We start from the raw sequence: 22,669 nt of genomic DNA, 5'->3' as shown, positions 1-22,669 counted from the left end.
TGGCTGTCGGCGGGCACCCAAAGGCGTTCCGTTACCCACCGTCGGCGATTGCCTCGCCCGTCTCCAGTCCGTTCCGCAGGGCCGCGTGGAGCCGACCCTCGCCGGCCACCCAGTCCCCGGCAAAGTGCAGGTCGTGCTCGGCGGCACACGACAGCAGGTCGTGGTCGACTTCGCCCTCGGGCTGGGAGTAACGCCAGTGCTGGTGGTCGGCCCAGTCGGGGTCGGCCAGCCGGTCGTCGCCGAGCAATCGCGCCGTCCGCGCGGCGATGTCGTCGACGAGCGAGTCGGGGTGTTCGTCGTAGTTCGCAATCGACCACGGCTCGTTCATCTGGACCAGCAGCAGAGACTCGCCGTCTGGGACGTGGCCGTCCTTGCACTCTTCGCGGCCGATCCAGCCGATGTCGTGGTCCTTATCGCTGTTGACCGCGGCGTACCACGGCACGTCGAGTTCGAATGGATAGTGCAACACCCCAGCGATGACCGTTCGGTAGGGGACCGACGCGATCTCCTGCCGAAGTTCCCGGCAGTCGTCGTGGTCCCACCGCGACTGCCCCAGCAGGTCAGCCGTCTGTGGGGCTGGCGGTGTCAGCAGCGCGGCGTCGAAATGCCCCAGGTCCGCTCCGTCGTCGTCCTCAAGCTGCCAGCCGTCGCGTTGTCGCTCCAGACGCTCGACCCGAACGCCGTTCTCTATCTCGGCGTCGGTCTCGTTGAACAGCCGTTTTGCAATCTGTGTAATGCCTGCCTCGTACGTCCACTTGTGTTCGTCGGCGTCCCGGCCGACATCGATGTCGCCGGTCCTGTCGAACGCATACACCGGTTCCTCGATATCAACGAGTCCCTCGGTCGGGAGCGTCTCCGTGACCAGTTCCGTCACGCGGCCGTCGTCTGCCTTGAGATAGTTCGCCCCGTACTCGTACGTGCAGTCGCCCTGTCGCCGGGTCGCAGCGCGCCCGCAGACGCCGCGGCTCTTCTCGAACACTGTTACGTCGACTTCCGCGTCGTGGAGCGCGTACGTTGCCGCCGCACCGGCAGCGCCGGCACCGACGACGGCGAGGTCACGAGCCATATTGACCAGTCGGACGGTACGAGTAAAAATCCACCACACAAGCAGTTCGGACCGCCCGCCAGTGGTCCGATTCAGCGGCCCCGGCCGCGCCGGAAGCCCTGACGCGTCCAGCAGATGACCGTGAGTATCGTGATAGCGACGCCCGCCTGCGCGAGTGAGAACCCGGGGCCTTGGGCCGCGGTCGTTGCCCGGTCGTCACTAGCAGCTCCGGAAAGGGACTGGTTTTCGACGGTGAGCGGGCCAGCGGCCTTGCCGTTGACCCGAACGGTTCCGTTGACCGCCTCGAACTCGGTCTCGACGACGGTCTCTTCGCCGGGGTTGAGCGCCACTCGGTCCCGTGCCACGGGTTCGCTGTCGACTGTCACAATCAGTGTCTCGTTGACCGGCCGCGAGCGAGTGTTCGTTACTGTTGTTCGCACAGTCGTATTGAACCCGGCCCGGACCCAGTCAGCCGACAGTGACGCATCCGAAATCCGGACATCGGCGCTGCCCTGCCCGGTCGGCGTGGGTGCCCCGTCGGTGTCCGCTTCAGTTTCCATCCCGAACCCGACGGTTCCGTTCTCGCTACCGGCCGTGTTGTCAGCAGGCGCGCCGCCGCCCGCCGTGTTCTGTGTAGTCGTGTTCTCCCCGTCGTCTGAACCATTCGAGCTATCGCCTGAACTGTCCGAATCATCGGAGTTCCCGTCATCGTCGTCAGAATCGCCTCGGTCAGCGCCGTCGTCGCCGTTTGTCTCCTCCCGGCTTCCGTTCTCGGTCGGTTCCTCTGTCTCCGTAGTTTCTGTAGGTTCCTCGGTTTCAGTCGGCCCCTCTGTCTCGGTCGGCTTCTCTGTCCTCTCAGTTTCTGTGGGTTCTTCAGTTTCAGTCGGCTCCTCGGTCTCTTCGTCAGTCTGCTCACCGTCATCCGGTGTGTCTGTCCCGTTGACCTGCCCGAGTAGTGTCCCTGTGTGGCGGTCGAGAACAGACGAAACGGCGGTCCCGGGTGTGCTTGCTGTACCGTCAGTCCCGCTCTGTGGACTGGCGTCAGAAGCGACCACGCCGCCGACGGCGAAGACAGATGCGAACACAGCGATGGCAAAAACGACGGCGACGGCAGTACAGAGTGTTCTGGCCCCGCTCATACAGTGGTGTACGTGAGTAAAGGATTAGTTACGCAGCAGCCAAACCGCCGGTAAGGTCGTCCGTCCGACACTGAAACAGGAGCGATAGAACGTCTCTGTCGGCTGGGGCCTCACACTCGTCGACGGAGGCGGGCGAAACCGGTGATCAGCGCCAACACGATTGCGACTAGCTGAACAGTAAATCCCGGGCCGGACGCTGCGACCGTTTCGGCGGCTGGCTCTGCGCCACCACCGCTTTCACCAGTCTCGTCAGCCCCGGATCCGCCCGTGCTCTGGGCAGCATCTGAGCCGACGCGGAGGTCACCGGCACTGACGCCGTTGACTGCGACTGGGCCGTCGACAGCCTCGAACTCTATCGTCACAGTAGTTTGTTCGCCGGCGTTGAGTCGAACGGTCCGAGAAGCGACCGAATCGCCGCCGACGGTGACTGTCAGTGCCTGCTCGACGGTTTCGTCGCTCGGATTCTCGACTGTCGCTCGCACTGACGTGTTGAAGCCAGCCCGGACCCAATCAGCCATCAGGGACGCATCAGCAACGGTGAGTTCGGCGGGCGTCGGCGCCGATGCATTCGTCGAGGGCGCCACTGTCGTCTGGGTGGACCCATTAGCGACCGGGGAAACGATAGCAAGGGTTGCCAGGTTTGGCGATGTCGCCCGAATAGACCTGTTCGTTCCGTTTACCGTACTCGGTAGCTGACTCCAGGACTCGTTGTGGTACTGATACACCCGGACCGCGTCCATCGACCCGTTGTCCGGAAGCGCCGATTCGTTGAGCTGCAGCGTGTACGTCGCCCGGCTGACGGCAGACGCATTCGCGCCGGAGGTGACAGTCACGTACCCGCGCACACCGTCTTCCTGAACCGCGGCCATGTCGTTCGGCGTGGCGTGTGGACCAAGCAGTGTCGTGTTGAACCCAGCACTGTCATTAGTCACGTTGAGCGAGAGCGCCGAGAGAGTGATCACCGGCGCGGTCTCGGACGGCCCGGAGCGGTTCAGCGACTGGGAGACCGTCGAGTTCGCAGCGTCGGCGGACACCCGGACGGTGACCCCGTTATCGATCTTGGACTGGGAGATAGCGGGTGCCTCTGCGCCGCCGCCAGTGTCGGTCTCGTCCGAGTCATCATCGAAATCGAACCCGCCACCACCGCCACCACCACCGCCGCCTCCGCCACCACCGCCTCCGCCGCCACCGTCACTACTGGCTTCAGCTTCGACGGCGAGCGTTTCGGTAGGGGTGTTGCCAATAGAGAGCGACCGGTTGCCCTCATTGTCGAAGGAGATGCTGAATGACACAGTTGCAGTTTCTCCGCCGACAATCGGACCGATGGTTTTGGACTTGAGTGTCTGATTGCTCGCTGCGAGCGCCGCGGTGTAATTCCCACTCTCCGTGCCGACATTTGCGACAGTCGCTGTCACGTCCACTGACTCACCGGTGTCGACGGACTGATTGCTCAGTTTTGCGTCGCGGACCTCGAACGTCGCGGGTTGTGTCACTGAGATAGTTCCGCCAGAGTCACCGTTGACCGCCACGTTGTACTCGCCGCCACTCTCGAAGACGTAGACGAAGGTAACCTCGGTCTGTTGTCCGCCCGAGAGCGTGGCGTTCGTCGTGTCCGCGATATCAGCGTTGGTCTGGAGGCGAACCGGGGAGGTTCCCGTCTCGTCACCGTTGTTGACGACTGTGGCAGTCACCGCCACGGGTTCGCCTGTCCGGGCGGTCGTTCGGTTCAGTTCGACGGCGGCCGTGTCGAACGCCGCCGGCTCCTTGACCGTGACCGTGCCCGCCCGCTCGCCATTGATAACAACCACGTAGTTCCCGCTGTTGTTGAAGACGTGTTCGTACGTGATTTCCGTCGCCTCGCCGCCGGCTACGGTCACTTCCCGGCTCTCAACGACGGAATTTGCGACTGAAAAGGTGCCCGTGACGTTCCCCGTCCGCCCACCGGTGTTCGTTACAGTCGCGCTGAGTTCGACAGCGCCACCCTGGGTCACGGATTCGCTACTGACCGCCGCGTTGCTGATTTCGAACGTCGCCGGCTCAGTGACGGTCACACGGGCCCCGAACTGGTTGTCGACGGCGATGGCTCGCGTCCCCGCATCGCTGAACGACTGGACGAACGTGACGGTCGTTTCCTCGCCGCCGTCGAGTGTCACCGATTGCGTATCTATCGTGGTACCATCTTCCTGCAACCGCACATCGGCCGTCCCGGGCTGGTCGCCCTCGTTCCGGACGGTCGCGGTGACCGCTATCGACTCTCCGGTGATGACATCCGTTCGGTTCAAGTCGACAGCGGTGGTTTCGAACGTTGCCGCCTCAGACACGCGGACCGTCCCGACCCGCCCGTCGTCAAGGTCGATAGGGTATGCGCCGACGGCAGTGAACGGCTCCGTGAACGAGACGGTCGTCGATTCTCCAGGTTCTAGTTGCAGTTCCGCGGCATTTTTCCGTTCGTCAGCGACGGTAAGCGGGACCTCATAGCTACCGGCCTGGTCGCCGGTGTTTGTGACCGTTGCAGTCACCGCGACGCTCTCGCCCTCGCTCACACTCGTCGTGTTCAGCGCCCTATCAGATACCTCGAACGTCGCTGGCTGCTCCACTGTGACCGTCTGCGTCTCGCTCCCGACCGTGAACTGGTACGTCCCGGGCTCATCGAACGTTCGCACGTACGTTTCCGTCCCGGAGTCGCCCGGGGCAAGGTCGAACGAGACGGTGTCGACGACTTCGGTCTCCGTTTCGATCCAGAACTCCTGCTCTGCGGTCACGGCCCCGTCGTTCCTGGCCGTTACTGTCAGCTCTGCCGCGTTGCCCCGGGTGACCGTCGTTCGGTTCCAGCTCGCATCAGTGACCTGCATATCGGGCTGGCCGACGGTCAGGGTGCCGGCGGTGACATCTCCGACCGTGACTTCGTGGTCACCCTCGTCAACAGCACCGTCGAGTCGATAGAGTAGTGTCTCGTTGACTGTCTCTCCGGCCGGAACCGTCGTCGACTCCTGTCCGACCTGCGTGCCGCCGACGTCGATTGGCAGCGTTATCGTTCCGGCCTGTCCACCAGTGTTCTCCACCGTAACCCACAGCTCCGGCTCACGGGTCCCGATGCCGCCCGTGTCCGTGTCAGTATTGACCTGGGTGTCGATGAGCCCGGCGTCCCGAACCTGAATCGAGGCCTCGTCCGCAACTTCGACAGACCCGACCGACTCGCCGTTTACTCTCAGGGCATACGTCCCTTCGGTGTCGAAGGTCGGCGAGAACGTCAGCGTCTCCGTCTCGCCGTTCTCGATTTCAACGGTCCGGGTGGCGATTTCGATGCCGTCAGCCTGCAGCACGACCGTCTCTGTCGCCGAGCCGTCTCCGTCTCTGGGGTTTGCCATCCGAGCGGTGAGTTCGACTGGCTCATCCGTTACTGTCGATTCGTCGCTTAGCTGCGAGTACTCGACGGTGAACCGAGTGGACTCCTCAATGGTGATCGTCGGGTTCGAATCCCCACCAGCTTGCAGTTCGTATTCCCCGGCAGACAGATCGTCGAAGGTCCCGGTGTCCAGCGTCCACGAAGCCGTTTCCGTGTCGCCGCCACCGACCTCGACATCGAGTTCGTTGACCATCTGAGACTCTCCGGTGTCCGTGTTCTTCAGCGTCGGTGTGATGGTCAGCGCGCCGGTTTTCCCGCCGGTGTTTTCCAGCGTGTGCGTTACTTCGATGTGTTCACCTCGCGTGACCGTAGTTCGGTTGACGGCCGTCTCAATGACCGTGATACTCGGCGGTTCGACGACGGTCACCGTCCCGGCTGAGACACCGTCGACGGCGAGGTCGTATTCGCCCGTGTCATCAAGCGTGATTGGGACGCTCTCCGTCTTCTGCCGGCCGCCGTCGACGGCAACGTCGACTTGCTTAAGTTCCTCGTCGTCTGCCGTGACCGTTACCTGTTTCGTGCCGTTGACGCCCCCGGAGTTTTCAGCCGTGAACGCCACTTGAAACCCTACGCCAGAAACGACTGAGAACGGCGTGTCGTACGTCCCAGAACTGTTGGTTTTTGTCGCTGACGCGTCGGTCACTTCGATAGTCGCTGTCTCGTGATTGGCTGCCGTTGCGACACCCGGTCCAAACATCGGGGCCGTCGACACCGCAACCACAGCCAGTAGCGTCATCGCTGCTAGCCACAGGCCCGTACTCTTACCCATGGGAGGGGCGATGACAGTATGGTAATTAGTTAGCGGGAACGAATCGCGGAGTAAGGTACTATTATCGCGTATACTGTCCGCTACCGCCGGTTCTGGTCTAATAAGGGCCGAGACCCGGCATTATAGGTAATGGCCCGTTCGCCGCGCCCGGCCCACAGGGCTGGCGCGTCGGTATACATATAGTCCCTCAAACGCCGGCCGTTCTTTCGCTCATCGCCTGGCTCCTGCCGCGCGATGCAGCAACTCCTGCTGGCCAAACACACAACAGCATGGTTCCACAGCCACACTCTGTCGACAGGACGCTCGGTCACATGCCCGGGCAGCGGATCAGAAAGCCATCAGAGACGCTTGCTCACGTACGGCCCGTCCTGCTTGTACCCGAGTTTCTCCCGGTAGTACTGCCGGACGCCGATACCGGAAATGACGGCCAGCTTCGGGAAGCCGGCGTCTCGGGCCAGTGCCTCGGCTTTTTCCAGCAGTTTCTTGCCGTACCCCTTGTGCTGGTGGTCGTCATCGTCACCTTCCTGCCCGACGCCGACAGCGTTGCCGTAAACGTGGAGTTCACGCACGATTGCGGCGTCCTGTAGCTCCCGGCGGACCGGGTCGTTCGGGAACCGAAGCCGGCAGAAGCCGACGAGTACGTCGTTGTCGAAGTCCTCGAAAGAGATGAAGTGTTCCGTGCCGCCACAGGCCTCGTAGGTCATCACGCCGAGTTCGATGTTCTCGGCGGCCTCGTCGCTGTGTCCGGCCTCGCGACAGCGGATGCAGTCACACGTCCAGTCGTGTTCTTCCATCCGCTGCCAGGCGAGCTGGCGGAGGTTGGACTTCCAGACGCCGCCCTCGATGAAGTCCGCCGGGATGTCCCGCTGGACGCGCTGGAGGCGAGTGTAGCGGGGGATCATGTCTTTGATTTCGGCGACCAGCTCAGCGGCCTCGTCGTTGGAAAGCGGGTCGAACTCGTCCTTGCGCCACCAGTCGTAGGTGACGGTTCCCTCGACGATCAGCGTCGGGTATATCTTGAGGTAGTCCGGCCGCCAGTCGGTCTGCTCGAAGATGCGCCGGAAGTCTTCCAGACACATCTCCCTGGACATCCCGGGCTGGCCCGGCATCATGTGGAAACCGACTTTGAACCCCGAATCACGTAGCCGGCGGTTCGCGTCGATGGAGGCCTGAACGCCGTGGCCGCGGTGCATCTCGCGGTTGATGCGCTCGAAGGTCGTCTGGACGCCCACCTCGACTTTCGTGCCCCCGAGGTCCAGCATCCGGTCGATCTGTTCAGGGTCACACCAGTCGGGCTTTGTCTCGAAGGTCGTGGCGACGTTTCGGACGTCGGCGGCCTCGTTCTCGGCGATGACGTCCTCCAGATAGCGGAACTCGTAGTCGTCCTCGGCGAAGCTCACGTCCTCTGCGGGCGTCGGCTCCGCGTCCACGTCGAAATCGTTCATCGCCTCCAAGGCCCGCTTGACGAACCACTCCTGATAGTCGTGGCTCCGGGCCGTCATCGTCCCGCCCATCACGATGAGTTCGGCCTTGTCGACGGGGTGGCCGATCTCCCGCAGTTGGTTGAGCCGAAGGGTGACCTGACCGTACGGGTCATAATCGTTCTGTTCCCCGCGTGCGGCCGCGGGTTCGTGCCCAGTGTATGACTGCGCGGAGGAGAACTCCGAGTCGGGGCCGCCGGGACAGTACAGGCACTTCCCGTGGGGACACCGCTCGGGCGAGGTCATGATGGCGATAGGGGAGACGCCTGAGGCGGTCCGAACCGGCTTGCGCTGGAGCACCTCCTCCAGCACCTCGCGGTGCTCCTGTGGCGCGTAATCGAGTAGTTCGGAGTTTTTTGGCACTTTCGGCGCGGAGTACTCCCGGCAGACATCAATCTTGGCTGATTCGACGTCGTCGCGTTCGACCTCGCCTGCGAGAATCCGGTCGACCAGCTCCGCACACACCTGCTGGAAGGTCTCTGTCTCGTCTGGGTCCGGCGTCTCCGTGCTCATCGGCGTTGTGCGAAATCGGCTCCTCGGCCGAATAAGCGTGTCGCTCGGGTATCGTCAGCGACGGGGGTGGCCGTGGGGTTCATTGTGCTGTCACACCAAGTAGACGTATGAGCAGCGAAACGGACGACACCGGGAGCCTTGACCGGCCGGCCTTCCGCGGGTGCGTGTTCTGTTACAGTGCGGAGTGGGCATACTACGGTGCGAAGAAGGCAGTCAGGTCTGTCTCGGGGACCGATACGTAGCGGGCCCCGAGGTAGCCGGCAGCAAGTAAGCATTTGAGACAGCCGCTAAAACGTCAGTTCCTGACCGCAGAGAGCCCCCTCCTATTATTTCAGTTGATACTTCTGGACGAGCCTTCTGTGTTTGAGTGCCCCGAGTGAGTGCACATACACGGTCTTACCGAGCTGAAACCGCTATCGGTAATCCGTAGGTTGTGAGTGGTCTGAACACCACGCCCGCCTGTAAACGTAAACAGCAGACGGTGCCGACTTCAGGGGCGGCTATAAGCTCTTCAATATGTCTGTTCCGTGGTTATTCGCCAGTTCAGGGACTGATAATCTGCGCGAAAGGGTTAATTTGTGATAGTCGTACCATGTGTACATATGGCACAGCCAACGGGAGATATTGGGCAGCCAACAGACGGCAATCCAGGCCCAGTCGAGCGGCTAGAAAGCTTCGTATCCTATATCCCAGACGGGTCGACAATCCCGGACAAACAGTGGCGTAACCGACACCGGAGCGTGGTGCTTGTGACGTTGCTGCACATACCGTTTCTGTTCGGGCTCGGAGTCTACAGCGGGTCGACTCCGATAGCTGAAGCGCAGATCCCCGCTACCGCGCTGCCTCGGGTCCTCCTGCTTTGTGGGGTTGTGTTCGCCCTGTCGGCGGGGAGCCTCATCAAACGATTCAGGCGGCGTGTCAGGACGATTCTCTCGGTCACGGGTGTGTTCGTTTCGTCGCTCGCTCTCGTCCAGTTCTCCGGCGGCTATATTGAAGCCCACTTTCACTTCTTCGTCGGGATGGCGATGGTCGCCGTGTACGAGGACTGGGTCCCGTTCTTATGGGGACTGGCGTACGTGGTTCTCACCCACGGCTACTTCGGAACGATCGACCCGAGTCGCGTTTACAACCACACGGCAGCGATTAACAACCCCTGGGTGTGGGGGCTTATCCACGGAGGGTTCGTCCTGATGCTGTGTGTCGCCCTTGTGAACAACTGGGTGTCGACTGAGCGGTCACGCGAGAAATCGCGAGCGCGTTTCGAACAGGCCGAACAGCGCGCCTCGGAGATTGACGATCTCCAGGCCAAACAAGAAGAGATAGAGCGGCAACGCGCCGAAGCCAAGAAGGCCCGCGAGAAGGCGGAGGAGAAAATGCAGGCTGCCGAGCGGCAAAACACGGAACTCCAGGAGACAGCCAGCAGATTCAGCGAGGCGATGGCGGCCGCTGCCGACGGTGACCTGACGGTTCGCGTCGACCCCGACGTGGCCGACAACGAAGCGATGGCACAGATCGCTGAGTCGTTCAATCAGATGATGACGGAGACGGAGTCTGCGATGGAAGAGATACAGGCGTTCTCAGAGGAGGTTGCGTCCACGAGCGATCAGGCCACGGCCGGTGCCAACGAGGCAACGGAGGCCAGCGAGGACATGAGCGAGTCGATTCAGGGCATCGCCAGCGGGGCGGTCGACCAGCGTGAGATGCTCGAAACCGTTTCCAGCGAGATGACTGACCTGTCGGCGACCGTCGAAGAGGTCGCCGCGTCCGCCGAGACCGTCGCGGAGCGGTCCCGCGAGACGGCCGAAATAGCGGACACCGGCGAGGAGACGGCACAGGAGGCGATTGCGGGGTCCCGGGAGGTCCAGACCGCCATCGATTCGACCGTCGAAAACGTGGAGCGGCTGGACGAGAAGATGGCCGAAATCGGCGAGATCGTCGATCTCATCGGCGACATTGCCGAGCAGACGAACATGCTGGCCCTGAACGCCAACATCGAGGCTGCACGGGCCGGGAACGGGTCGGGCGGCGACGGGTTCGCCGTCGTCGCGGACGAGGTCAAACAGCTCGCCGAGGAGACGCAAGCCTCGGCGACCGAAATCGAACAGCTCATTGCCGAGACCCAGGCGCAGACCGAAACCACGGTCACGGAGGCACGGGGTGCCAAGGAGGATATGCAGGAGAGTACGGAAGCCGTCAAGGAGGTCGTCGATACGTTCACGCAAGTCGCCGAGAACGCAGAGGCGACCGACAACGGGATTCAGGAAATCAGCGACACGACGGACGACCAGGCCGCCACGACTGAGGAAGCGGTGTCGATGGTCGAGGAAGCCGTAGACATCAGCGAGGCGACCGCCGCGGAGACCGAAACCGCCTCCGCGACCGCACAGGAACAGGCCGCGTCCATGTCGCAGGTCAGCGCCAGCATCGAATCGCTGGCAGAGCAGTCCGAGCGGCTCCAGACGATGCTGTCCGAGTTCGAAGTCGGCAGCCGCTAAGATTCACTCGTCCCAGTACTCCTTTTTGGCGTTTATATCGAGATACGTCGACAGCGTCCGGTCTGCTTTCTCGCCGCCAGGGGGCGACCCTGCGTACAGCCCGACCATCTCCCGGTCGGGGTAGACGGTGATGTCCGGCTCCTCCATTGTCGAAACCATCAGCAGTCGGAGTTCAGACTCGCCGGCTTCGATTTCGTGTGTACTCTCCTCGCCAGCCGGGAGCGCAACGTAATCGCCCCGTTCTAGCGTGTGTTCTTCGGCCTCAGGACCGAGCCGGAGTGTGCCCGTTCCGCCACGGACGAATATCGCTTCCTCGTTGCCCTCGTGGTAGTGGCGCACCCAGAGCCGCTTGCCCGGCGGCACGGCGTAGAGGCTCGCACCGAGTTGCTCACCGCCGGCGGCGTCACCGATCTGCTTGCGCTTGAACGTCCGGTCGCCGTGGTCGTGGTCGGTCCAGCCGAGGTCAGCTTCGTTGACGGGGCCGTCGCTCATGCCCGGTCAGACTGCCAGCAGAGAGAAAAAGCCTCTTGCGCTACAGTTCGTCGGCCAGTACGTCCAGCGTGGCGTCGAGGACGGCCGGGCGTTCGCCGGCCAGATAGCGAATGGTCCCCTCGCGGACGCTCCGCGTCGCGACGCCGCCTTCGGGAACTCGCTCGCGGACCTCGTTGACTAGCTCGTGCAGGTCCAGCTCGCCGTTGGCACGGATATACATCGTGTCCGTCGAGATGCCGAGCACGGCGTCGCTCTCGTCGCGGACATCCCGGTGGAGTTCATCGAGCAGGAGCGACTCCGGCGGGAACTCGTACTGGTGGGTGAACGCGTCCGTATCGAGGACGGCGATGTCGACATCGCCGACGGTCCGGTGATCGAGGTTGGCACGGGCGGTGGACACCTCTTCGTCGACCTTCTCGCGGAACTGCTCGGCAATGTGGCCGGCCAAGCCGCCCACATCCTCCTCGTCGTCACCGAACACGAGGTCGGTGATGAGTTCGCGCTTGTCCTCGTAGGACTGGTAGTGGGCCTCCAGCGCGACGGCTTCGCGGAGCTCCGACACCGCGGTCTCGTCGTACCCCGCCTCGCTGGCGGCGTCGACGTACGGCTCGGGGATATCCTCCCAGAAGCTCACAGCCGGAAGGTATTGCAGGTCGTCGCGAACGTTCTCGTTGACGTGTGCAGCGACGTTGGCTGCGAGCGCTGTCGACGTGGTCTCGGAAACGGTGTCAGCGGACGGCGAAACGACAGCATCGACCGTGTCGACGACCGCGCCGTCGACGTCGATGTCGTCGATGACGACGCTCGGCGCGCCGTAGACGTTCAGCAGGTCGAAGCCGTCGAGACTCTCACGCGTGCCACCGGCGGCGACGAAGACGAACAGCGGGAGCTTCTCCTCGTGGCGCTCCCGGTTGTCCAGCATCGTCGTCGTGTCTTTCGTCGCGTCGTCCATGTCGTAGACGCCGCCCTCGATAGGTCGCCGGTCGAAGTAGTGATACTTCGCGTCGGCGCGGCGGTGCTGCTCGGTGACCAGCGGGAGTGCCGCGCGTTCGAGCGCGGTGCCGGCGAGATAGCCGTCCGCAGTGTTGGCGTGGCGGACGATGACCGGTCGGTCGGTCAGCACGGCTTTCCGGATCTGGGTCGCCGCTTCGACTAGTTCCTCTGAGAGGTTCGCGACCGCCGTATCGCCGGCGAGCGGCTCGGCCGTGTCAGGTCGGGCTTCGTCGTCAAGGGCGTCGGCAAGTCGCTGTTCGACTTCCTCGCGCTCCTCGGCTTCGAGGACATCGAGCTCCTCGGTCTCGACCTGCAGTTCACCGCGACGTTCGCGGACTTCGCCTGACAGTCGGATGTAGTCGTCTTCCTCGACCTCGGGGTAGGCACGGACGCCGGCCTCGACGAAAGCCGCACAGTCGACGGTACCGGTCTCGTCCTGTAGTTCGAATACCGTTGGCCCGGAGGTCTGCCGGATACCGACGACTTCACCTTCCAGTCGAACGTCCGCGCCGACGTGGTCGTCGAGGTCGCCGATATCCGCGGCGACCGGTTCGGCGGTAGTCGCCCCGTCCGTCTGCTCCTCACTCTCCGCGACGGCTTCGTCGCCGGACTCGGTGACGGCAGCGGTGTTCGACCCGCCGTCGTTGCCACCGACAGCCGCAGTGCCCTCGACGCGGTCGGCGTCGTTGGCCCGGCTGACAGCACCGGCGCTTGCGGTACTCTCGGATTCAGACTGGCTCGTGCCGGCGTCGTCGTCCGAACTCGATTCGTCGTCGCTCTGGCTTGGTGACTCGTCGGCTGTCGATTCGGACTCGACCTCGTCGGAGCCGTCGTCGGACTGTGCTTCGTCTTCGTCGTCTTCGCTCTCAAGCAGGACGGAGTGACCGATTTCCGGGTCGTCGACGAGGACGCCGCGGAACTCGCGTTCGGACTGGCGGATCGACCAGCCGAGGTCGACGTTGCCGTTGTCACGTACGTTCTTGACCTGGACGTAGACGGTGTCGCCCGACTCCCAGTCGAGGGAATCGAGCCGCTGGTCCAGTTCGCTCCGGTGGAGCAGCCCCGTTACGCTGTCGCCGATGTCGACGAACACGCCGAACTCGGCGAAGCCGTCGACACTGCCGCGGTAGTAGCGGTCGACCGATAGCTGGTCGGCACGCGAGCCACGGAACTCGAACAGGGCGTCCTCCTCGTGGAGGTCACAGATGCGTCCTTCGACAGATTTGCCGCAGATGATACACGAACCCATTACACGGTGCAAGCATGTCGGGCCTAAAACGGTTGTCGAATTCCGGACGAACGGAACGGGGCCGCTATTCGAACATCTCGCTCTCTTCTTCGAGCATCTCAAGCCCTGTAGCGACGGCTTTCGCCTGCTCCGGGAACAGAGCGACTTCAATTTCGCTCCCCTGTTCGTCTTCGAAGGCAATTTTGACGCGCTTGTCGCCGTACTCTCGAACGTCGACGCCTTCCACGTCGTACATCTTGATCGTCGCTTCTTTGTTCGACGGGCCAACGCTCTTGAACGCGCCATCTTTGAGTTCCAGCATAAACTGGTCGATGTCGATACTGAGCATCGTGGAGAGATGCACGCGGGCAGCCCCTAAAACCCGTAGTCGGCGACCAGCACCGAGAGGGCGTGGAAGCCGCGGAAGCCGTAGCCGAAAATAATGGCGGCGGGGATGGCCCCGACGATCGCCGCCACCGGGAGCCTGACGTTGTGGACTACAGCAGTGCCCAGCAGATATAACCCCGCACCCCAGGCGGTGACGAGAACCCGGACCTCGGCGCTGGGCAGTCCAGCCAGCAGGCAGGGGGCCATCGCGTAGCACATCACCTGTACAGTTTCGCTCACGCCACCGCGGTCCGACGCGACGGGGAGCAACAGCAGGGTCTGCAACGCTGCCGTCAGATGCACCGTCGCCGGCGTGACGAACACAAGGATAGCAAACAGCGCCAGCACCGCGACGCCGGGCGAGAAGCCGCCGATAGCGGGGTACTCAAACGGCCCCGTAGACAGGAGGCCCCGCTGGGCCAGTTTGACGACGGCGTACCGGCTCACCTCCTCGAAGAGGACCACCGTCGCGGCGAACACCAGTCCCGGTGCCTGGTCGCCCGGTGCGACGCCGGCGCGAAAGAACCGCCGCGGACGACTGAGTATCTCGACCCACGCGCGCAGTAGCGCGGTCGGCCCCCGGTCCCGGCCGCCGGTCGGATTCTCGACCCACTGAGTCACGCCGCAAACTTGGGCGCGAGGCGGTTTGACCGTTTCCTTCTCTCGGTCAGCAGCCTGCCGTTGGCCGGACACGCACGACGGTATGTGCGGCTAATCGTCTGCACCCCCGGATCACACGCTCACGGCTCGGACGCGCGCACGGTCCTCGCCGCTAATCGTCTGCGCCGACGTTCTCCGCGCTCTCGAAACACGCCGGGTCTGGTTCGATGTTCGCGTACTGGACTGCTTCCTCACCGAGCGTCGTCACCCGGTCTTCGATGTCTGCGTCAGTTATCCGGCCGTCAGCGACGTAATCACCTGCGTTCGGAACCGCGGCCTGATGCGGGATGACCCAGCAATTCAGTGCCCGGCAGACCGAGCGGAGGTGTTCGAGCGCGGTGATCGGAAAGCCCCCGCCAGCGACCGCAAGCAGCCCCACAGTCTTGTGTTCGAACTCGTCGAAGCCGCAGTAGTCGAGTGCGTTCTTCAACGCACCGGAGTATGACCCGTGATACACCGGCGTCCCCAGCAAAATCGAATCAGCCGCGTGGACCCGGTCAGTGAATTCGACGGCGTCGCCTACCTCGCGGTGGTCGGCATCGAACACCGGCAGGTCGAACTCCCGGAGGTCCAGCAGTTCCGTCGTCGCTCCCATCTCTTCGGCAGTGGCGAGCGCGCGCTTGATAGCAACTCTGGTGTAGCTCTGGTCTCTGAGACTACCGACGACGCCGACGACGTGTGGTTCGGCCATGACAGGGCTATGGAGTGGACCCGGTATATCAATGGGGGTGACAGAGTGTGTCGCTGGTCTCGGTTCCGTTGCCGGAGTGTCACGGCTACGGTCCGTTGGCCGACGTCAGTTGTCGTGGTACACGTAGAGACGGCTGAGATACGGTGCTATGTGGCCCATCCGTACCGGTCGTACAGCGTCCCGGGCTGTGCGTGGTCGACAGTAGCAGTAGCCGAGAGTGATTGCACAGGGGTCGCCGGCGCAAGCGTCTGAAGCAGCAGTCTGTGGGTCAGGAGCCGAGCTGAATTTTCTCCGACGAGGCCTCTTCGCGGGAGCGGTGGCCGAGGTCGGCCTTCAGCGCCTCAATGGCCTCCTCCGGGTCGGTCTCCGAATCGAAGACCCGGTCGAAACCGAGCGCTTTGAACGTCTCGCGCGTCTCCTCGAAGGAATCCTGTCCGACAGCGAGGTTGCCGCCGATGTACGTCGTCACGTCAAGTCCTGCCTCATTGATCTGCTGCTGGAACCCCTGACAGTCCTGCTCGGCGTGGCCGTACAGCGACGACACGAGTATCGCCTCGGCGTCGTGTTCATCCGCGGCGTCGATGAACTCCGACTGGGACGACTGGACACCGAGGTTGACTACGTTGAACCCTGCCGCTTCGAACGCTCGTTCCAGAATGGTAATCCCAACGACGTGCGCGTCGGAGCCGATGACACCGAGGATGACTGTCCTCATACAAGACCACCAATGGGTGTCAACTACATAAACCTAATGATAAACCATGATAGATTATGCGAACAGTTCACACACGCTGGGGGAGGATATTAGCCATGATAGCCCAAACGAACCGATAGACACAGCATATGGTACGCGACACGCCTCAGCGGTCGACCGAGCCACCGGGACTGCACCGTCTGTCGCATCAGTCCACTCAGCGTGGCACCTGCTCGGAACAATCTGTCTATCCAGCGTTGGGCCACGCATGACGACCATCCGCCGAGCCTTCGACGCTGACGCCGACGGCATCCGCCGGGTCGCGCGGGCGGCATGGCACGACGCCTACGACTCCCTGGAGTCCGAAGTCATCGACGAGACGATAGCCGACTGGTACGCCGACCCGCTGGGGAGCGCGCTGCACGGGTGGGCCGGTGGCGTCCCCGCCAACGACCTCGACGATATCGAGGCGGTGCTGCTGGTCGCCGAGCAGGACGGGGACATCGTCGGGTTCACACAGGGCATCACCATGCACACCATGGGGACGATGCTGCGGTTGTACGTCCACCCGGACCACCACGGAGAGGGCATCGGGACGGCGCTGTACGACCGGCTCGAATCGATGTTCCGGGAACACGGCGTTGAGCAGTTCCGCGCGCTTGACCTGGCCTCGAACGACCGGAGTCGGGAATTCTTCGAGAACCTCGGCTTCGAGCGGGTCGAGACGCGCACGCTCACTATCGGCGGCGACCCGTACGATGAAGCGGTCTACGCTCGCGAGCTACCGCCCGCCGACGAGTAGCCCGCGCGGCTGTGGGGATCGCGGGCCTCGACGGCGGACAAAAGCGACCCAGCGCCGCTCAGATACCGCGGACTGTCTCGATGAGGCCGACGGATTCCAGGGTCATCCAGCAGACGAACACCACGTACAGGCCGAGCAGCGTGTACGCTTCGCGGTCGGTGAGTTCGAGGTCCGTCCGCGTGAAGACGATGAACACGAGCGTCGCAAAGCCCAGAAATCCCATCGTCGGAATGGCCACGAGGAAGTCGATTGTCGCCCGCCCGGCCAGCAGGACGCCGACTGGAATCGCCACTAAGAGATTGAACGTGTTGCTCCCCAGAACGTTCGTCAGGCTCGTGACACTGTCGTCGTTTTTCGCCGCCCGGACGCTGACGAAGGCGTCGGGAAGGCTCGTGCCGGCGGCGATGACAGTCAATCCCCAGAGGAACGGCGGCGTGTCGAAGATAACACCCAGCGAGAGCGCTCCCTGGACCATCCCCTCGACGCCGACGGTGATGACGACGAGGCCGACCCCGAGCATGCCCCACTCCCGGCCCGGACGGACGCTGTGGGTCTCGTCTGCGACGTGGTCGCTCGCGTCCTGCTGGTGCAGGAAGACGTAGATGCCGTAGGTCACCAGCGGGACGACGGCGAGTGCGGGGGTCAGGACGGCCGCCTGGTTCGTCCCGCCCGGGACGTAGGTCGCCCCGAGCGCGAACACGATAAAGAGGATGAGGACGCTGATAACGTAGAACTGGGCGTCCTTGTGGACGATGTCGCGCGTCGACCGAAGTTCCTCGCTCGACAGCGCCGCGAGGGCTGGAATCACGAGCAGATTGAAGATTGCGCTTCCGACGATGGCCCCGACGCCCAGCGAGAACTCGTCGTGGATGACAGTGCTGATGACGACCGAACTGATCTCCGGAAAGCTCGATCCGACGGCGACGACGATAGCACCGTGGACCGCTACCGGCAGCCCGTAGTACTTGCTCAGTCGTTCGGCGGCCTGCTCGAAGTACCCGCTGCCTTTCCAGATGACCACGGTTGCGATGACGATGAGGGCGACCGAGCCGAGCAAGCCAACCATTGGGAACGTATTAGCCACAGGGGTTCAAGATGTATGCCACTCGCGGTCAGCGTTTGAGGCGAGCGACGACTCCATCGCCGGCCCCCTCGCACTCAACCAGCCCGTCGTCTTCGAGGTCCGACAGCAGCCCGCGGAGCCACTCCCGGCCGTACTCCCCGTCGGGAGCGTAGTCGACGCGCACGCGGGGGCCGAGGTCGTCCAGCCGCAGTTCGTCGTACTCCTTCAGCGCCGAGATGACCCGGCCCCGCATCTGTCGGCGGCTCCCCTCGAACTCGGGCTGTGTGGGCACGTCCGGCGCGGTGAAATCGCCCGTCTCGTACGCCCCGCACCACTCGCGCCAGGGGCACTCCGCGCCGTCGCAGTCGGGCGTCTTCTCGCAGGCGACCCCGCCCAGTTCCATGATGGCGTTGTTCCAGACCCGTGACTGTCCCTCCGGCATGAGCGCGCTCGCGGTCGCCTCGAATGCCGAGTCGTCGTCCGGCACGTCGAAGGCGCGGTACAGGACGCGCTTGACGTTCGTATCCACGACTGCGTTCCCGTTGTTGAACGCGAAGGAGGCGACGGCGTTGGCGGTGTAGGGGCCGACCCCCATCAGGTCGCTGAGGCCGTCCGGGTCCCGGGGCCACTCGCCGTCGTAGTCCTCGACGATTTGCCCCGCGGCCTCGTGGAGGTACTTCGCCCGGTTGTTGTACCCCAGCGAGTGACTGGTCCAGAAACCCACCACGGCAGAACGGTCGGCCGCTGCCAGCGCCGCCGCAGTCGGCCAGCGGTCAAGAAAGTCTTCCCATGCGTCGACGACCCTGTCCAGCTGGGTTTGCTGACTCATCACCTCAGAAACGAGAATCTCGTAGGGGTCTGTCGTCTCCCGCCACGGGTACGAGCGGTGATCCGCCTCGTACCACTCCACGAGCGCGTCCCGGACAGCCGACGGGTCCGTGGGCACGTCTCCCGGGCGGTCCGTCGCTGTCGACTGGTCGGTCATACCCCCGCTTGGCTCTGTCCTGATTTGTGCGTGGCGGTCGGTACCGCTCGTCTGACCGTGCGTCTGGAGAGAATCCCCTCGACAGAGAATGGAATCCTGCAATAGCCGGTGATATCAGTCGTCGGCTTCGGGTCGGCCCCACTCGAACTCGGTTCCGTACCAGTCCGGCTCGTCCTCGCTGAACACGTCCGCGAACACGAACATCGCGCCGTCGGGGTAGGTCGTATCGATGTACAGCCGCCAGCCGTGGGCCTCCGCGATTGTCTTGACGATAGAAAGGCCAAGCCCGGTCCCGTCCTCGCTCGTCGTGTGGCCGTACTCGAAGATGTTGTCGACCGCGTCAGTCGGGATTCCCGGCCCGTCGTCGGCCACATAGAATCCGTGTTCCGTCAGTCCGACCGTGACAGTCACGTCCGGGCCGACGTGGTCGATAGCGTTGCGAAACAGATTCTCGAAGGCGCGTAAGAGTCGCGTCCGGTCGGCGTCGATGGTTCGACTCCCCGTGACTTCGATGCCAGCGCTTTTGTTGTCGATGTTGTCCCACGCATCGGTGACGACGGCCTCCAGCGGAACCGGAGCGGTCTCCTCGACGCTTGCTCCCTTTCTCGTCAGCGTCAGCACGTCGTCGATTATCGACTCGATACGGTCGTGTGCGTCTTCGATTTTCTCGATGTGGGACTGGAGGTCGGCCGCATCCGTCTCCGGATCCGACAGCCGTGTCGCAAGCAGTTCGACATGTCCCCGAGCGACCGTCAGCGGATTGCGGAGGTCGTGGCTCAGCGTCGACGCGAACTCGTCCAGCCGCTCGTTCTGCCGTTCGAGTTCGCGGCTCGACCGTTCGGCTTCCTCACGAGCCGCCTGCGCCTGTCGGATCTGGCTCCGCAGCGTATCCCGCATGTTCTCGAACGCGTCGTACAGCCGCCCGATCTCGTCCTGCCGAGTGGTCGAGATATCGACGCCGAGGTCACCCTCTTTCATCGCGTGCGTTCGGTCGCGGAGCTGTACCACTGGTCGAACCGTGTGCCGTCCGAAGAGATACCCCGCGACGCCCAGCGTGACGACTGCCGTCCCGATGACAGCGAGAAATCCCTGGCGGACAAGTCGGCTGGTCCCGTACAGCGACTCGCGCTCGGCGCTCGTCGCGACCACCCACGACGTGCCGTTGACGGGCGTGTACGCTGTGACACGGTCTTCAGTTTCGATAGTCGTCGTTCGGCCCGCTGTTGCGGCCCGGAGACCGTCCTGACTGAGCGGCGCGGAACCGTCCTGACCGTCGATAAGCGGGTCTCCGTCCCCGGTGAGCAGTCGCGTTTCAAACCCGCTGCGACCGTCGTTGAACTGTCCCACCGGGACCCGCGCAACCAGAATTAGTGCCCCGTCGCCATCGGAGACGGGAGTCACAAACGCTATCGAGTGGCCGCTACCGTCCGCGTATGCCGTCGATTGCACTACTGTCTCAGTACCGGTCGTATCGTTCAACGTCGCCAGTACTGGGGACTTCCACGCGGGGTTGACCGCCCACGGAGCCCGGCTGTCTGTGCTCTGGTCAGTGCTAGCAACAACGACCTCCGAGTCGTCGACGGTGGAGACGTAGTGAAGCGACCGAACCCGTGACGACTCTGCCGTGGCTGCTGTGGTGAGGTACTGTCTGATATCTGCGGGCGTTCCAGTGTCGTACACCCCTGCAGCCGCGATAGCGATGACATTCGTCTCGGTGGTTGTCCGCCACTGCTCGATGCTGTCGGCGCGATGCGTGGCCGACGTTTCGAGGTCCGTCGCTGCGTCGCTGACAACCCGTTTCTGTATCTGCAGGTAGCTGCCGAAGCCGACGGCTGCGAGTACGACGACGATTACTGCCAGCGCGACAGCGAATTTTGCCGCGTAGTTTCGCGCGTACACGCCCGGAAGTGCTGCGCGAAGCCGCTCTCGCAGTCCGTCGTGCTGGCCGGACCCTGCTGTCTCGTCCCCACCACCTGTCATTACTGATCTGAACCCTTCAGTGGTCGACCGCTACCAATCGTTATGTTCAACCCATGATATAATTTATCATATGATATACTGGCGTAGACACGTGTTTTGACGGAGCGGCCTCAGACGAGTCGTAAGGGGTTTCCTCGCGCTCGACGTCTCCTTTCGTATGAGCCTCGAAGATCTGCAGGATGATATCGAAGCGGCGTACGGCGACTTCGACGACGAGTTCGAGCTGTCCATCGACCGTGAGACACGCAACGAACTCGCGATGCTGTCAGTCGCACTCGACCCAGACGATCCGGACGAACTCGTCAGGCGCGCGGTTCATATGCTGTTTCAGTCGACCGTCGACCGTGGGACACTTGATTTCCACCTCCGGTCGAGTTACGACTGCACGTACGACGAGTACCTCTCAGGGATGACCTTCGACCAGATGACCGGGAACGACTTCCCCCAGCAACAGGACAAGGATGACCGGCGCTACCAGTTTTAAATCAAGAGTCCCAGCGCCAGCACTGTTGCGACACCGAGGACGACCGAACTCCAGAATGCGACACGGGTGGCGAAGGCGCGGTTCGGTCCCGGGGCGGTCAGCGCTGCTTTGATCATGATACTGGCGGCCGTCGCGATCAGGATGGCGACCATCGCCGTCGGTCCGTCGATAGCGCCGCCGCGGTACAACAACACGGCTGAGGTCGTCGCCCCGGCACTGGAAACCAGCCCGCTGAGGGCCGACGTGACGTAGAGACCTGCTGTTCCGAACTGCGTCTCTGCGAACCCGCCAGCGACTACGACCAGCAGGAATACCCCGCCAAAAGCGAGCGCATTCCGTAGAGAGAACGGGCTTTCAAGCCCCATTTCGACCGTCTCGGACCAATCTGCGGTGTATGCGGCGACAACGACACTGCCGACAATGACGGCCCCAAGCGGAACAACTGCCTCGACTAAAACGCCGCGCTCGACGGTGAAGAACACGGTAATAAGGAGATTCCGGAGCGCCATCGCTGCGTCGGCCAGCAGAATCGCGGCAACGGCATACGAGGTTGCGTCCGGCCGCTGTCGAACGTGGTCGAGCATCGTGCCGACCACCGCCGTCGACGACGCGAGACCGCCGAAGAAGCCGGTGACGGCGATGCCGCGGCCGCCGTACGTCTGGACGATGGCGTAGTTGACGATGCCGATGCCGGCGACGAACACCACCATCAGCCAGATGACACGCAGTTCCACGGTCACGTCGACCAGTCCGCTAGGCAGTTCGACCGGTTCGGACGGAAGCAACGGGTAAATGACGAAGGCGATGATGGCGAACTCCGTCGCTGAGCGTAGTTCCTCGCGAGTGAGCCCCCACGCAAGGGAGTGGAGTTCCCGCTTGAGCACCAGTAGCAACGACGAGAAGACGGCGACCGAAACGCCTTCGAGAATGAACCCCTGTGCGACCAGTGCCCCAATGCCGTATGCGACGAGCATCGAGACAGATGTGGTCAGCGATAGCCCCTCTTCTTCCGCACTGCCGAGGAGCCCCTGCACTGCGAGCAAGATCCCCTGCACGATGACCAGGACGCCACCGACGACGAGCAGCGCCTGGCTCTCGACCAGCGTGAACACCGCAGCGAGCAGGCTAATCAGCGCGAACGTCCGAACACCGGCCGACTTCTGTGACCACTCCCGTTCGAGCCCCAGAAACATCCCAAGCGCCCCCGCGAGCAGGATTCGAAACACTGTCGTCTGAATTGGGACCGGAGAGAGCTGCAAAAGAATCGACATAGAGCACATACGTGTGACATAAGTTAACAGTTGTTGGTTCCGGGCATGTGTTTCTCGTTCGGCAGTCAGCGGTCGACCACCGGTACAAGCC

Annotated in this window: 18 protein-coding genes; 4 read left to right on the top strand and 14 right to left on the bottom strand. The window is 63.2% G+C overall.

Features of this window, described 5'->3' with window-relative positions:
• Window positions 1-31: 31 nt before the first annotated feature.
• The 4 genes from D3D01_RS11325 to D3D01_RS11310 form a co-directional block, all read right to left on the bottom strand.
• A complete protein-coding gene (locus tag D3D01_RS11325; RefSeq protein ID WP_121512262.1) occupies window positions 32-1,066 on the bottom strand; it encodes an NAD(P)/FAD-dependent oxidoreductase in 1,035 nt (344 codons plus the stop codon).
• 71 nt (window positions 1,067-1,137) lie between these two features.
• Window positions 1,138-2,184, bottom strand: a complete 1,047-nt coding sequence (locus tag D3D01_RS11320) for a hypothetical protein (RefSeq protein ID WP_121512261.1) — start codon at window positions 2,182-2,184, stop codon at window positions 1,138-1,140.
• Window positions 2,185-2,294: 110 nt separating this feature from the next.
• Window positions 2,295-6,359, bottom strand: a complete 4,065-nt coding sequence (locus tag D3D01_RS11315; protein WP_233563326.1) for a CARDB domain-containing protein — start codon at window positions 6,357-6,359, stop codon at window positions 2,295-2,297.
• Between the two features lie 338 nt (window positions 6,360-6,697).
• Entirely contained in the window at window positions 6,698-8,353 is a 1,656-nt protein-coding gene (locus D3D01_RS11310; RefSeq protein ID WP_121512260.1) for a tRNA uridine(34) 5-carboxymethylaminomethyl modification radical SAM/GNAT enzyme Elp3, read from the bottom strand.
• 107 nt (window positions 8,354-8,460) lie between these two features.
• On the opposite strand from D3D01_RS11310, the gene D3D01_RS24830 reads away from it, so the two are divergent.
• Window positions 8,461-8,595: a hypothetical protein gene (locus tag D3D01_RS24830; protein ID WP_255410433.1), complete on the top strand. Its 135-nt coding sequence runs from the start codon at window positions 8,461-8,463 to the stop codon at window positions 8,593-8,595.
• 360 nt (window positions 8,596-8,955) lie between these two features.
• Window positions 8,956-10,848, top strand: coding sequence for a methyl-accepting chemotaxis protein (locus D3D01_RS11305; RefSeq protein WP_101350129.1), 1,893 nt, complete (start codon window positions 8,956-8,958; stop codon window positions 10,846-10,848).
• A gap of 3 nt (window positions 10,849-10,851) precedes the next feature.
• Here D3D01_RS11305 and D3D01_RS11300 read toward each other — a convergent pair whose 3' ends face one another.
• From D3D01_RS11300 to glmS, 6 genes are all read right to left on the bottom strand, one after another.
• Window positions 10,852-11,340 (bottom strand): cupin domain-containing protein, encoded by a 489-nt coding sequence (locus tag D3D01_RS11300; protein ID WP_121512259.1) that lies wholly within the window; start codon window positions 11,338-11,340, stop codon window positions 10,852-10,854.
• A 40-nt stretch (window positions 11,341-11,380) separates the two neighbouring features.
• Entirely contained in the window at window positions 11,381-13,582 is a 2,202-nt protein-coding gene (locus tag D3D01_RS11295) for a DHH family phosphoesterase (protein WP_121512258.1), read from the bottom strand.
• 64 nt (window positions 13,583-13,646) lie between these two features.
• A complete protein-coding gene (locus tag D3D01_RS11290; protein WP_101350132.1) occupies window positions 13,647-13,910 on the bottom strand; it encodes a hypothetical protein in 264 nt (87 codons plus the stop codon).
• Between the two features lie 26 nt (window positions 13,911-13,936).
• Complete coding sequence (locus D3D01_RS11285) at window positions 13,937-14,569, bottom strand: YIP1 family protein (protein ID WP_101350133.1); 633 nt, start codon at window positions 14,567-14,569, stop codon at window positions 13,937-13,939.
• Window positions 14,570-14,720: 151 nt separating this feature from the next.
• Entirely contained in the window at window positions 14,721-15,299 is a 579-nt protein-coding gene (locus D3D01_RS11280; RefSeq protein WP_121512257.1) for an NADPH-dependent FMN reductase, read from the bottom strand.
• 268 nt (window positions 15,300-15,567) lie between these two features.
• Complete coding sequence (glmS, locus tag D3D01_RS11275; protein ID WP_101350135.1) at window positions 15,568-16,014, bottom strand: methylaspartate mutase subunit S; 447 nt, start codon at window positions 16,012-16,014, stop codon at window positions 15,568-15,570.
• 247 nt (window positions 16,015-16,261) lie between these two features.
• Here glmS and D3D01_RS11270 point away from each other — a divergent pair, with 247 nt between their 5' ends.
• Window positions 16,262-16,795, top strand: coding sequence for a GNAT family N-acetyltransferase (locus D3D01_RS11270; protein ID WP_101350136.1), 534 nt, complete (start codon window positions 16,262-16,264; stop codon window positions 16,793-16,795).
• Between the two features lie 58 nt (window positions 16,796-16,853).
• Here the strand turns inward: D3D01_RS11270 and D3D01_RS11265 are convergent, their stop codons facing one another.
• From D3D01_RS11265 to D3D01_RS11255, 3 genes are all read right to left on the bottom strand, one after another.
• Complete coding sequence (locus tag D3D01_RS11265; RefSeq protein ID WP_101350137.1) at window positions 16,854-17,861, bottom strand: sodium:calcium antiporter; 1,008 nt, start codon at window positions 17,859-17,861, stop codon at window positions 16,854-16,856.
• Between the two features lie 46 nt (window positions 17,862-17,907).
• Window positions 17,908-18,843, bottom strand: a complete 936-nt coding sequence (locus tag D3D01_RS11260) for an A/G-specific adenine glycosylase (RefSeq protein WP_101350138.1) — start codon at window positions 18,841-18,843, stop codon at window positions 17,908-17,910.
• A 114-nt stretch (window positions 18,844-18,957) separates the two neighbouring features.
• Window positions 18,958-20,823: a sensor histidine kinase gene (locus D3D01_RS11255; protein WP_121512256.1), complete on the bottom strand. Its 1,866-nt coding sequence runs from the start codon at window positions 20,821-20,823 to the stop codon at window positions 18,958-18,960.
• A gap of 157 nt (window positions 20,824-20,980) precedes the next feature.
• On the opposite strand from D3D01_RS11255, the gene D3D01_RS11250 reads away from it, so the two are divergent.
• A complete protein-coding gene (locus D3D01_RS11250; protein ID WP_101350140.1) occupies window positions 20,981-21,307 on the top strand; it encodes a hypothetical protein in 327 nt (108 codons plus the stop codon).
• On the opposite strand, the gene D3D01_RS11245 is transcribed toward D3D01_RS11250, so the two are convergent.
• On the bottom strand, window positions 21,304-22,587 hold the full coding sequence (locus tag D3D01_RS11245) for an MgtC/SapB family protein (RefSeq protein ID WP_121512255.1): 1,284 nt from the start codon (window positions 22,585-22,587) through the stop codon (window positions 21,304-21,306). The genes D3D01_RS11250 and D3D01_RS11245 overlap by 4 nt on opposite strands.
• Between the last annotated feature and the right edge of the window lie 82 nt (window positions 22,588-22,669).

Source organism: Haloarcula sp. Atlit-7R, assembly GCF_003666065.1.
GTDB lineage: Archaea > Halobacteriota > Halobacteria > Halobacteriales > Haloarculaceae > Haloarcula > Haloarcula taiwanensis.
This window is presented reverse-complemented; position numbering and strand designations above follow the sequence as displayed.